Annotated in this window: 10 protein-coding genes; 6 read left to right on the forward strand and 4 right to left on the reverse strand. The window is 70.6% G+C overall.

Features of this window, described 5'->3' with window-relative positions; genetic code table 11:
• Window positions 1-382: 382 nt before the first annotated feature.
• From VKP62_11000 to VKP62_11025, 6 genes are all read left to right on the forward strand, one after another.
• Window positions 383-1,180, forward strand: coding sequence for a dihydroorotate dehydrogenase electron transfer subunit (locus VKP62_11000; GenBank protein MEB3197720.1), 798 nt, complete (start codon window positions 383-385; stop codon window positions 1,178-1,180).
• Window positions 1,174-2,112 (forward strand): dihydroorotate dehydrogenase, encoded by a 939-nt coding sequence (locus VKP62_11005; protein MEB3197721.1) that lies wholly within the window; start codon window positions 1,174-1,176, stop codon window positions 2,110-2,112. The genes VKP62_11000 and VKP62_11005 overlap by 7 nt, the downstream gene beginning before the upstream one ends.
• Entirely contained in the window at window positions 2,106-2,918 is an 813-nt protein-coding gene (gene pyrF, locus VKP62_11010) for an orotidine-5'-phosphate decarboxylase (GenBank protein ID MEB3197722.1), read from the forward strand. Before VKP62_11005 ends, pyrF begins: the two co-directional genes overlap by 7 nt.
• The gene (pyrE, locus tag VKP62_11015) at window positions 2,893-3,492 is read left to right on the forward strand and encodes an orotate phosphoribosyltransferase (protein MEB3197723.1); all 600 of its coding nucleotides are present in this window, start codon (window positions 2,893-2,895) and stop codon (window positions 3,490-3,492) included. The genes pyrF and pyrE overlap by 26 nt, the downstream gene beginning before the upstream one ends.
• Window positions 3,489-4,910 carry an adenylosuccinate lyase gene (gene purB, locus VKP62_11020; protein MEB3197724.1) on the forward strand — a complete coding sequence of 474 codons (1,422 nt, stop codon included), beginning with the start codon at window positions 3,489-3,491 and terminating at the stop codon, window positions 4,908-4,910. Before pyrE ends, purB begins: the two co-directional genes overlap by 4 nt.
• A 199-nt stretch (window positions 4,911-5,109) precedes the next feature.
• The gene (locus VKP62_11025; GenBank protein ID MEB3197725.1) at window positions 5,110-6,447 is read left to right on the forward strand and encodes a clostripain-related cysteine peptidase; all 1,338 of its coding nucleotides are present in this window, start codon (window positions 5,110-5,112) and stop codon (window positions 6,445-6,447) included.
• Between the two features lie 55 nt (window positions 6,448-6,502).
• Here VKP62_11025 and VKP62_11030 read toward each other — a convergent pair whose 3' ends face one another.
• The 4 genes from VKP62_11030 to VKP62_11045 all read right to left on the reverse strand — a co-directional run bounded on the left by VKP62_11030 (window position 6,503) and on the right by VKP62_11045 (window position 11,950).
• Entirely contained in the window at window positions 6,503-7,807 is a 1,305-nt protein-coding gene (locus VKP62_11030) for a hypothetical protein (GenBank protein ID MEB3197726.1), read from the reverse strand.
• A 242-nt stretch (window positions 7,808-8,049) separates the two neighbouring features.
• Window positions 8,050-8,646 carry a hypothetical protein gene (locus VKP62_11035; GenBank protein MEB3197727.1) on the reverse strand — a complete coding sequence of 199 codons (597 nt, stop codon included), beginning with the start codon at window positions 8,644-8,646 and terminating at the stop codon, window positions 8,050-8,052.
• 231 nt (window positions 8,647-8,877) lie between these two features.
• A complete protein-coding gene (locus VKP62_11040) occupies window positions 8,878-10,272 on the reverse strand; it encodes a hypothetical protein (protein ID MEB3197728.1) in 1,395 nt (464 codons plus the stop codon).
• Between the two features lie 133 nt (window positions 10,273-10,405).
• Window positions 10,406-11,950: a deoxyribodipyrimidine photo-lyase gene (locus VKP62_11045; protein ID MEB3197729.1), complete on the reverse strand. Its 1,545-nt coding sequence runs from the start codon at window positions 11,948-11,950 to the stop codon at window positions 10,406-10,408.

Here is an 11,950-nt window from a genome sequence, read left to right on the forward strand (position 1 = left end):
TTCGGAATTCAGGGGCCAAAGGCCATGGGAAACGGGGAACTGAGCCCCCGACGGGGCATCTCGGCCAGGAACGGCCCTCGCCAATCCCCGCTTAAGGGGGCTGGTGAAGGCTGTTTAGCGCTGGAGCTGGATCCCGTCGGCTGCATCGACGGCAGCCTACCGCAGGGCGTCATCACTTGTAAACGGTTGCTCCGTGCGGGGTGCCTGAAAGGCGCTGATGACCAACGGATCGGGGCGATTCTCGGACCCCTCTGGGCGACGCTCGGGGCGGCAGGCGCGTGGATGCGACGCGACCGTCTCAAAATCCTCGTCCCACGTTCGGGTGGAGCGGCCCAGGCTTCGGCTTGACGGATCGCGACCGCGCCCCGGACAATCCCCGGCTATGTGCCCCGCCGCCCTGTCCCTGGCTCCCGCCCAAGGCTCGGCGCAGGTCATGCGCCTGACCTTTCACGGCCCGGACGTGTTCGTGATCTGGCTGCAGGCACCGGGCCTGGCGCAGGCACAACCCGGTCAGTTCGTGCATCTGCGGGTCGGCGACGGCTACCTGCGGCGTCCGTTCAGCATTTACCGGGTCGCGGGTGACCAGCTGGCCCTGCTGGTGCGCGCCAAAGGGCGGGGCACGCGCTGGCTGGCGGGTCTGGCGCCGGGGAGTCGCCTGGATTGGCTGGGTCCGCTCGGCCGGCCGTATTCGGCACCATCGGGGCCAGGGCGCGTGCTGCTGGTGGGCGGTGGCGTCGGGGTGGCGCCGCTGGTGCATTTTGCTGAAACACACGCGGCGCAGGCCGGGCTCGGCCTGCGGGCCCTGTTCGGCTTCCGCAGCGCCGACCAGGCGGTGAACGACGCGCCGCTGGCCGCCTGGGGGGTCGACCTGACGCTTTACACCGAGGACGGCAGCCAGGGCCGGCGGGGGCGCGTGGTGGATGATCTGCCGACGATCCTGCGCGATTTTGCGCCGCAGCGGGTGCTGACGTGCGGCCCGGATGGCCTGATGCGGGCAGTGGCCGAGGCGGCGGCCGCGGCCGGCGTGCCCTGTGAGGTGTCGCTGGAGCGCCCCATGGGCTGCGGTATAGGCGTCTGTCTGCTGTGTGTCGTGCCGGTGCGAGGCGAGGGGGAGGGGCCTTTCTACGAGCGGGTTTGCTGCGAGGGACCGGTCTTCGACGCGGAGCGGCTGGCATGGTGACGGCGCTGCAGCCCGACCTGGCGGTGACGCTCGGCCCCTTGCGCCTGCGCTCCCCGCTCACGCTGGCCTCCGGCACCTGCGGCTATGGCCTGGAGCTGGCTCCCTTTCTCGATCTCAAGCGGGTCGGGGCGGTCTTCACCAAGGGCCTGAGCCCGCTGCCGCGGCCCGGGCATGCCGGACTGCGCGGGGCCGAGGTCGAGGCGGGCATGCTCAACCGCATCGGGTTGCAAAATGTGGGCCTTGAGGCCTTCCTGGCCGAGAAGCTGCCGGCCCTGCAGGCCGCCGATCTGCCGGCGATCGCCAACCTCGCGGGCGCCAGCCTGATCGAATACGAGGCCATGGCCGAGCGCCTCGACGAGGCCCCCGGCCTGTTGGGCCTGGAACTGAACGTCTCGTGCCCGAACGTGACGCACGGGGGCATCGAATTCGGCCGCGACCCGCAGGTGCTGGAAGGCCTGGTGCGGGCCGTGCGGCGGCGCACGCGCCTGCCGTTGGTGGTCAAGCTGGCCCCGCGTGCCGACGACGTGGGTGAGTTTGCCCGCGCGGCCGAGGCGGCTGGGGCGGACGTCTTGTCGGCCATCAACACCTTGCCGGGGCTGGCCGTGACCCCGCGCCTGGTTGACGGGCGCCTCACGGCGGAGTTGCTGCGCGGCGGGCTGTCGGGCCCGGCCCTGCGCCCGCTGGCCCTGCGCTGCGTGGCGGAGGCCCGCCGGGCCTGCCGCTTGCCGATCATCGGCATCGGGGGGGTGGCGAGCCTGGAGGACGTGCTGGCCTTCTTCGCGGTGGGGGCGCGGGCCGTTCAGGTTGGCACGGGCAGCTTCGTGGAGCCCGGTCTGGCCGGGCGCCTGGCCCAGGAGCTGGCGGACTGGCTGCGGGCTGGGGGCGGCGATCGCCTGGAAGCCTGTTTCCCCGAGGAGGTTCCGACATGGTGAGGCCCTCGACCCTGGAAAAACTCGATGCCCGGCTGGCCCAGGTGCGGGCGGGTCTGTGCATCGGCCTTGACCCCGATCCGGAACGCCTGCCGCCAGGGCTCGGGAGCGGCGTGGAGGCGATCGTGGCCTTCAACCGCGCCATCATCGCCGCGACCCGTTCGCGGGCCGCGGCCTACAAGCCCAACCTGGCCTTTTACGAGGTCTGGGGCGCTGCCGGCTGGCAGGCGTTGCAGGCCACGCTGGCTGCCATTCCGGCTGAAATCCCGGTGATCCTGGATGCCAAGCGCGGCGACATCGGCAACACGGCTCGCATGTACGCCCGGGCCCTGTTCGAGGAGCTGGGCGGCGATGCCGTCACCGTCTCGCCCTACATGGGGCCGGACAGCCTGCAGCCGTTTGTCGCCTATGCCGACCGGCTGACCTTCGTGCTGACGGCCACCTCGAACCCCGGCGCGGCGTTCCTGCAGGATCGCCAGGACGCCGCGGGCGTGCCGCTCTATCTGCGTGTGGCCGAGCTGGCCCGCGAGCTGGATGGTCAGCCGGGCGCGGTCGGGCTGGTGGTCGGTGCCACCCGCCCGGAGGTGGTGCCGGCGATCCGGGCGCGGGTGCCCGGGCAGTGGCTGCTGGTGCCGGGCATTGGCGCTCAGGGCGGAGACCTGGCCGCGCTGGCGCCTATTTTGGGCGAGCGGGTCCTGTTCAATGTGTCCCGCGAGGTGTTGTATGCTTCCTCGGGCACCGACTTTGCCGAAGCGGCCGAGGCCGCTGCCAGGAGGCTGCAAGATGCCATCTTCTCCGTTCGCTGCTGAACTGACGCAGCGCCTGCTACAGACGGAGGCCCTGCTGGAGGGCCATTTCGCGCTCAGTTCCGGCCTGCACAGCCCCCGCTACGTGCAGTGCGCGCGCCTGCTGCAGCACCCACCGCAGGCCGCCTGGGCCGCCGAGGCGCTGGCCCGTCAGATGGAAACCCCCTGCGACGTGGTGGTCGGACCGGCGCTCGGTGGCGTGATCATCGCCCACGAGTTGGCGCGCGCCCTCCAGGTGCGGGCGCTCTTCACGGAGCGGGTGGAGGGCGCCATGATGCTTCGCCGCGGCTTCACCCTGGCCCCCGGGGAGCGCGTGCTGATCGTGGAGGACGTCATCACCACCGGGGGGTCGGCGGCCGAGGCGGCGGCCTGCGTGCGGGCGCTCGGGGCCGAGGTGGTCGGTTATGCCTGCCTGGTCGATCGCGGTGGAGCGGGGGGCCTGGATGCGCCCTGCCAGGCGCTGCTGGCGCTGTCGGTGCCGACCTTCGCGCCGGCCGATTGCCCGGCCTGTCGGGCCGGGGAGCCGGTCATCAAGCCCGGCAGTCGTCCGCAGGCCAGCGTGGAGCCGGCGCGATGAGTGGGGCCCCGGGTGCGCTCCCGGCCGCCGAGCTGTTCGCGCTGTCGCCGCTGGACGGGCGCTACCGCCAGCTGGTTGCGCCCCTGCGGGCCTGCTTCTCCGAGGCGGCCCTGATCCAGGCCCGCGTGGCGGTGGAGGTGGCCTATCTGGAGGCGCTGCTGGGGGCGTTGGGTGAGACGCTGAGCCCGGCTGAGCAGGCCTGGCTGGCGGCCTTGCCGGGCCAGTTCGGGGAGGCCGAAGCGGCGGCGGTCAAGGCGATCGAACGCGAGACCAACCACGACGTGAAGGCGGTCGAACTGTACCTGCGCCAGCGTCTGGAAGCCCACCCGACCTTGCGGGCGCGGGTCGGCTGGGTGCATCTGGGCCTGACCAGCGAGGACGTCAACAACCTGGCCTGGGCGCTGCTCACCCGGCGTGCCCTGCTGGAGGTGATCCAGCCTGCCCTGCGCGATCTGGTGGCGAGCTTGCGTGAACTCGCGTGCACGACGGCCGCGCTGCCGATGCTGGCCCGCACGCACGGGCAACCGGCCACGCCCACCACCCTGGGCAAGGAATTCGGGGTCTTTCTCGGGCGTCTGGTGCGGGCCGCCCGCGCCCTCGCCGCGGTGCCCGCGACCGCTAAGCTGGCCGGCGCCACCGGCACCTTCGGGGCCGTGGCGGTGGCCTACCCGGCGGTCGACTGGCCCGCCTTTTCGGACGCCTTCGTGCGCAGCCTGGGGCTGACGCCGGTGCCGGTGGTGACCCAGATCGAGCCGCATGATGGTCTGGCGGCCTGGTTCGATGCCGCCAAGCGCCTGGCCAGTGTGTTGCTGGACCTGGACCAGGACCTCTGGCGCTACGTCTCCGACGGCTGGCTGGTGCAGCGCGCGGTGGCCGGGGAGACCGGCTCCAGTGCGATGCCGCACAAGGTCAACCCGATCGACTTCGAGAACAGCGAGGGCAACCTGGGCCTGGCGATCGCCCTGTTCGAACACGGCGCCCGCAAGCTGCCGGTCAGTCGCCTGCAGCGGGACCTCTCGGACAGCACCGTGCAACGCGCGATGGGCGTGGCCTGGGGGCACCTGTTGCTGGGGGTGCGCATGACCCAGCGCGGCCTGAGCAAGCTCGCGCCGGCCCCGGAGGCTCTGGCGGCCGCCTTGCAGGCGCACCCGGAGGTGCTGGCCGAGGCCTACCAGGTGGCCCTGCGCGCCGAGGGGCAGGCCGAGGCCTACGAGGCGCTCAAAGACCTCACCCGCGGCAGCCGCATCACGCTGGCCGACCTGCACGAATTTCTGGTCCGCAGTGGGGCGTCGCCCGCGTTGCAGGAACGGCTGCGGGCGCTCACGCCGGACACCTTCGTGGGCGAGGCGCCGCGCCTGGCGGCCCTGGCGATCGCCGAGGCCGAGGCCTGGCTGGCGGAGACGGCCGTCGGCGCTTGAGGCGCCGCCTGGTGCTGGCTCGGCTTGGCCTGCCCTTCCCTTGCCCGATCCCACAGATGGGGGTCAGTGGAAGCCTGGCTTAACCTCCTGTTAATCTTTGACGGGCCTGGAACGTCGCCCACCTGGCGAGGGCAGGGTTAGAATGAGACGCTCGCTTTACTGATTCTTAATCAATTGCGGTCGCGCAAAGGGTGGCATCGTGTTTCGTTCGTCTCGCTGTCTTTCGTGGCTGATGGCTCTCGGCCTGGGGCTTTCGGCCGCTGCCTGCGGGCGCGCCGTGCAGCCTCTGCCGGCCGGGCGATCGCCGCAGGGGCTCGCAGCCGCCCAGGCGCCTCGCTCCGCCGACGCGCGTCGCGCGCCGGGCCGCCTCCCCATCGTGTCTGGAGAGGGCGCGCTGCGGTCTCAGAGCGGCAGCCCGGCCTGGACCCTGCTGGTGCATCTGGCCGCCGATAACGACCTCTACGATTTCGGCGTGGGCGACCTGAACGAGATGGAGGCCGCCCTGCCCAGCGATGGCTCGCTGGAGGTGCTGGTGCTGTTCGACGGGATGGAGATCGGCGACTCGGCCGTCTATCGCATCCGGCGAGACCCCGGCGGTTACAACGACACGATCGTCTCGGAGAAGCTGGACCTGCCGGCCATCGTGCCGCCTTCCGGCGAGATCAACAGCGGCGATCGCGCGACCGTGCAGCGCTTTCTGGAATGGGGGGCCCGCGCGGCCCGTGGGCCGCGAACCATGATCACCTTCTGGGACCACGGCAGCGGCCTGTTTCGGCGGGGCGGCAACCCGCTGACCCTCGGCTTCGGCTGGGACGATGATGGGAGCAACCTGGAAACCGCCGACCTGAGCGGACTCTGTGCCGCCTTCAAGGCGGCGCGCGGGCGGGCGGCCGAGATCGTGAGCTTCGATGCCTGCCTCATGGGCCACGGGGAGCTGGTTTACCAGCTGGAGGGTCTGGCCGGCCTCTACATCGCCTCCGAACACCTCATCCCGGGCACCGGTTGGGATTACGAGGGCTGGTTCGAGCGCTGGGCGCGCCTGGCTGACCGCAGCCCACTGGCGGTCTCGAACGCCCTGGTTGACGCCTTTGCGCGCTCTTACCAGCTTGACCGCAAGGAGGTCACCCTGTCCGTCATCGATGTGCCGCGCTTCAACGGCACCGTGCTGCCGGCCCTGGACGCCTTCGTGGCGGCGGCGCTGCGGGCAATGCCGGCGCAGAAACAAGCCTTCCAGCAGGCTCGTCAGCGCACCCGGCGCTTCTACAATCAGGATTGCGCCGATCTGGGTGACTTCCTGCAGCGCGTGCAACGTGACGTGAAGGACCCTGAGGTGTCCCAGGCGGCTGCCGTGACCCGCGAAGCCCTCGGGCAGGCGGTGCTGCGGGAGCATCACACGACGCCGAATTTCGATGGCGCCACCGGCGCGGTGCTTTACTTCCCGACGCCCGCCCAGCGCTACAACGTCATGTATGATCAGCCGGCGCGCGTGCGCTTCGCGGATCGGGCCTGGCGGACCTTCCTGAAGGCTTACCGCTGATCGCGGGCCGCCTTGGCGACCTTGCGGTCGCCCTGCTCGCTCGCGTCGTTCTCCCTCAGGGGGCTGTCTTCTCCCATGCGCGCCAGCTCTCGATCAGCTGGCGTAACCGGCTTCCCTGCTGGTGATGATCCGCTTCGATGTCACGGGCATAAGACCGCAGCAACGCATCCAAAGCCTGTCGCCAGGTGGCATCGGCTCCCGTTTCCCTGCCCAAGAGCGGCGCCAGGTCCGGGCGAGGCAACTGGCGTGCCAGGTAGGTGTCGGTCAGGAAACGATTCAGGTCGGCGGGCTTGAGCATCTCCCAGTTGGGCGTGCCCTTCTCTCTGGCGGCGTTGGCCGACGCCAAGGTCGGCCAGGTCGAGAATACCGCCGGATCGCGTCGCCACCGTTCCGTGGCTGCCTCGCGCGTGTCGCGAATGAGGCCGAGCAGGGCCTCCATGGCCGGCGTTCCCCCCGCTTCCGTCACGGGGACGCGCCAGGGATCGGTCCCGCCCACCAGGGCTTCCGCGCAACGGGCGGCGACAGCGTCACGTTCGTCTTCCCTGGCGCTGACGAGGCCGGCGCCGCGTGCCGTCATCGCCAGGCGCTCGAATGCTGGAGCTCCCTTCAGCACGCCGCGCCGGTGCAGGCCATCCGGGGCATCGCTGAGGGCGTCTCGCAGGACGTGATACAGCGAGAGCCACAGCAAGCGACAGACGGCGGCGCTGTCCTCATCCACGGCGACGCTGGACGCCCCATGAGGGGGACACAGGTCATAGGTCAGGCCCGGATCCGTCGACCGCTTGCCGCTTGCCTCCTGCACGCGCGCCTCCACCACGATGCCTCCCTCGTGAGGAGGTAGGTAGAGCGTGAACTGTCCCTTGGGGTCGGTCCACAATGCCTTCACGGGCAAATCGTCCGGCGTGCTGCCCAACGCCATCGGGGCCCCCGTCAGGAGCGAGCGCACGGAGACCGTGACGCCCGCCCCAGGCAACAGCTCTCCCGGCAGGGGCAGTACGTCTGCGCCCGCGACTTGAGCCGTCAGCCGGTAGCGCTGGCCAGCGTCGGAAATGATGCCTGCGCCGTGGTTGGCGATCAGATTGCCGGAGCCGTTCGACACGACCGAGCCGCCGACCTGGACATAGGAACCCGTCGCATCTCCTATCAGACGGGCCCCAGCCTGTGCCACGGCATAACGAGCATCCAGTCGCACGCTGCCCTGAAGCACCCGATGGGGGCCCTTGGGGGGCTGAACCAGCAGGAGAGCCTCCGAAGCGAGGGTCTGGGGCGAGACGGGCGCAGGGCCGGGCAGCTCGCGCACAGGGCTGCAACTGGCCACCAGTGCGCAGGCCGCAGCAAGGCGGACGGTTGGGTTCCACATGGCTCGCACCTCTCAACGGGGCTGCCCTCCCTCATACCCGTTGACCACGTGGGGCTTTCGGCCCGCGATGCCCCTTCCATCGCGTTCACTCTCAAGGGGACGGAGGGGCGATTCCCAGCTCCGAGCCTGCGATGCCTGGGGAGCCTCCCGGCAGCCCCCGGCCGCAGAACGGGAGGGTATCGAACGTCTGGGTGTCGAGCCGGTAGGTGTGGCAGCCCAGCTCGCCACTGCGGCTGGACGGTTCAGCGGTACTTCAAGCGGACGTAGAGCTGTCCGCCCAATGCCAGCACGCCGGCCGCCGCGAAACCGCCGAAGGCGGCCCCGGCGGTTCCGACCGCCATGGCAGTGCCGAGCGCGACGGCAGCCGTCGGCATCAACACGCTCGCGACAAAGACGACGCCCTCCCAGGGGCGCGGTCCCAGGCCATCGCCTCGCAACAGGTGCCCGAGCGAATGGCGGATCCGCTCGGCGGCGAGCGCCACGCCCGGAATGCCCGTCAGAATGCACGCGCCCCAGGCGGCCCCCAGGGCCGGAGCCCCCGCCACGAGACCGATCAGGCCGCCCACGAGCAAGCCTGCGCCCGCCGTGACGGGCGCAAAATCACGAAGTGCCCGCACCCAGAACCAGGCCTCAGGTGCCGTGTGGGCCACGTGCGACACGGGCACGGCGGGGTAAGGGGCGAAGCTGGGCGACCAGGCATCGCCCCCCTGAAGCGACCTTGGCTGGGGCGATGGCGCAAGGGGGGGCGCAATGGGCGGTTGGGGCCAGGCCGCGAGGGGGGGGGCGGGTGGTGTGGGCGGGAGTGCTGGGATCGCGGGCACAGGCGCAATGGAGGGCAAGCGAGAATCCTCATCAGGGGGATATTTCACCTGTCGGGGGGCGGGGTTCCAAACCGGTTTCAAACCAAGCAGAATTGGCAGGCGTGAGCCCCCTTGCCAGCCGGTTTCAGGATGCTGGGCGGCCGCTCACGCGCGGCCGCGTCACAGGAGCGAGGCAGCTGCGTCACGTGACGCCAGGCAGGGAGTCGGACGAGAACCAACTTGCCACGAGCGTGCCGGGGCGCTGGGCGATCAGGGCTGACGCGGATGGGTGGCGCGCCAGGCCGCGATCAGCGCCTCTCGTTGCTCATAGCCGTAACGCTGCCCCTGGTAGACGGCCTGGACCCGGTTGGCCGGCACCGTCAGGCCGTGGGTTGCCACCATCACCTCGTCCTGATCAGGGGTCCATTGCAGGAAGCCGGACCCATCCACCCATTTGTCGGCGATGGTTCGACGGAAGGGCACGTCGGCGTCATACACCACCGCCACCTCCCCGCCGGACGCGAACATATCCCGGGCCACGGACGGGTTGGTGGACCAGGAATTCACGCTGTGGTGCTGAAGTTGCAGGCCCTTCTTGCCCGGCGTTTCCCAGGCCCGCACCAGCTCTTCCATGGCGTTTTCGCTCTGGACGCCGCGATACAAACGGAAATGGCTGGGCCGCTCGATGCCGTGTCGCGCCGCCAGCCGGTCCCAGCGGGCTTCGCGCGTGTCCATCAGTTTTTGCAGGGTGTCGCGCAGGGGGTGGTCACCGCCTTGTTTCAGCGCCGCGAAGGCCTCGCGCAGGGGCAGCTGGTCCTTGCCACCCATCACCCACTGCGTGACCGCCTCGCTGGTGGCGCGCTGCAGGTCCGGGTCGCGATAGAGCGCCGCAAAGGCCTTGTCCCGCGCCGTCATCGCGCCGAGGTCCGTCAGGGGTTGGACGCCCCGGTTGAGCGTATCCAAGGCTTCTTGCGTCAGGATGCGAGGGCCTGGGGCGGGGACCCTGGCGAGCCGAGCCGCGTCCTCTGCCCCGCGGGCCGACCGGGCGGCCGCGGCCACACCCTGCGAGGGGCTCGCCATCCGTGCGGCCTGCCCCGCGTCCGCCGCGCGGCTCGCCGCCTCGATCCCGCGCAGGCCATCGGCGACCTGGTCAGCCTTGCGCGCGGCTTGGCCGACGCGCCCGAGACGCCCGATTTTTCCGGCCGCTTTCAAGGTCGCGCCAATCGGCAGCAGGCTGCCCACCACCTCGCCGGACATGCGGGCCGGGTCGCGCTGAAAGGCGCCCTGGAATTCGCTCCAGACCTGCTGGGCCACCGCGACCGGATTGTCCACGATGGCCTGGATGGCCTGCCCAGCCGCTTGACGCGTCTTCTCCTCGGCCAGCTGCAGACTTGCGCCCGCCAGTTCCAGCGTGCCCGTGACCACCGTGGTGAGCGCGTGGGCCACCCCCGAGGCAAAACGCGCCGCCTCGTGCTCACCGGCCAGCTTCTCGCCCTGCGCCAGCGTCGAGCGGACGAAGTGGTCGGCGCCCCGCCCGAAGGCTTCCAGGCCGCGCCCGGCCGACGCCAGGTCTCGCGCGACCTTCGGGTCCGCTGCGCCTGGTCTTCCGGGCTGGCGCGCGGGGGAGGGGCCTGAGGCGCCTGACGGGGAGGAGGAATGGGTCACGTGTAAAACCTTCAGCAGGGGCAGCGGGCCACCAAGTATTCTGTACCCGAAAATTCGACCGAGGACGTGATGGTCCCGTCACCCGCCCGACAGCTCTCACGCCAAGGCCTTCGACCCACGAGAAAGAGAGGCCTCAGGTTTTTGGCCGGTTGCCGGGCTGAAACACGCGGGAATCCCCGGAGCGGCGGCTGCCGTGTCGTTCGAGCACAGCCGCCGCCGCCGCCGCAGTCTCCGGTCGGGCTCTCACCGCTGCGAAGCCCGCTCGCGCCCGCTGGACGGCCGCGCGGCGATCCACGATCGGCGCGGGATAGGCGGGGCCACCCCCCACCAGCAGGCGCGTCAGCGGTGGCAATTCCCAGGGGGCGTGCAGGTGCTCCAACGGCAGCTCAGCCAGCTCCGGGACCCAGCGCCGGATGAAGTGGCCGTCCGGATCACAGTCGCGCGCCTGCTTGGTCACATCGTACATGCGCAGCGCGTTGATGCCGGTGGTGCCTGACTGCATCTGGATCTGGGCGTAGTGGATGCCGGTCTCGTAGTCCAGAAACATGCGCGCCAGATGCGCCGCAGGCCGTTGCCAGGGCAGCCAGAGGTCGTAGGCGGCGAAGGCCGTCACCATGGCGCGCATCCGGAAGGGCAACCAGCCGGTGGCGGCCACGGCGCGCATGCAGGCATCCACCAGGGGATATCCTGTTTGCCCCGCTTTCCAGGCTTCGAAGGCATCTTCGTCGAAGTGACCTTCCCGCAGTCCGTCATAGGCCCGGCACATGTTGTGGTGTTCGATCGCCGGTTCGTCTTCCAGCTTCTGCATGAAGTGGCAGCGCCAGGCGAGCCGCGCTTCGAAACTCGCCAGCGAAGCCTGCCAGGCTCGATTTTCCTCGCTGCGGGGCAGCGACTCCAGTTCCGCCAGGCGGGCCCGGGCGGCGTGGTAGGCCTGGCGCGCCGAGATCGTGCCCCAAGCCAGGTGGGGCGACAAGCGACTGCAGGCCTCGGCGGCAGGCTCGGGTTGGCCCATCCGCTGGCGGTAGTCTCGCCCTCGGCTCTGCAGGAAGCTGCGCACCAGCGCCTGTGCCGCCAGCATCCCGCCGTCCTGAGCGAGTGGGCGGGAGGCGCCGGCCACGCCGAGGTCGTCAGGCGCGATCGGGGCCGCCTCTCCCAGCCTTCGCAGGAAGTCGGTTCGCTCCAATTCGAACCCGCTCGGCGGTTTCAGCTCGCGGGGCGCCGGGATGACCGGGCTGCGCATGAACGATTCCCAACGTTCGGCCCAGCCGTCGCGGCTCGGCAGGCGGCGAATCACCCCGCTCTGTCGAAATTCGTGCCAGGGAATGCCCGTCCGCTGCGCCCAGGCGGCCACCGCCCGATCGCGGGCGAACGTCACGGCATCGCCGGTTTCCTGGTGGCTGTAGAGGGCCGTGATCGGCTGGGTCGCCTGCAACTGCTCCAGCACCTCGACCATCTCGCCGAGGCGTAGCACCAGCTGCCCGCCCAGCGCTTCCAGGCGGGTCCGCAGCTCGATCAGTGAGGCGAGGACGAAGTCGAAGTGGGCCCGGTCCATGGTGGGCTGACGCCAGACGGACGGCTCGAACACGAACAGCCCGAGGCAGGGGCCCTGTCGGGCGGCCTCCGCCAGCGGCGCGTGATCCAGGATGCGCAGGTCGCGTTTGAACCAGACGAGCTGCAC

Source organism: Candidatus Sericytochromatia bacterium (assembly GCA_035285325.1).
Classification (GTDB): Bacteria; Cyanobacteriota; Sericytochromatia; order S15B-MN24; family JAQBPE01; genus JAYKJB01.

What these genes read in the sequence shown, in the direction of transcription:
- pyrE (MEB3197723.1), top strand. Translation starts at nt 2,893, where the DNA reads ATGCCATCTTCTCCGTTCGCTGCTGAACTGACGCAGCGCCTGCTACAG.
- VKP62_11000 (MEB3197720.1), top strand. Translation starts at nt 383, where the DNA reads ATGTGCCCCGCCGCCCTGTCCCTGGCTCCCGCCCAAGGCTCGGCGCAG.
- pyrF (MEB3197722.1), top strand. Translation starts at nt 2,106, where the DNA reads ATGGTGAGGCCCTCGACCCTGGAAAAACTCGATGCCCGGCTGGCCCAG.
- VKP62_11030 (MEB3197726.1), bottom strand. Translation starts at nt 7,807, where the DNA reads ATGTGGAACCCAACCGTCCGCCTTGCTGCGGCCTGCGCACTGGTGGCC.
- purB (MEB3197724.1), top strand. Translation starts at nt 3,489, where the DNA reads ATGAGTGGGGCCCCGGGTGCGCTCCCGGCCGCCGAGCTGTTCGCGCTG.
- VKP62_11005 (MEB3197721.1), top strand. Translation starts at nt 1,174, where the DNA reads ATGGTGACGGCGCTGCAGCCCGACCTGGCGGTGACGCTCGGCCCCTTG.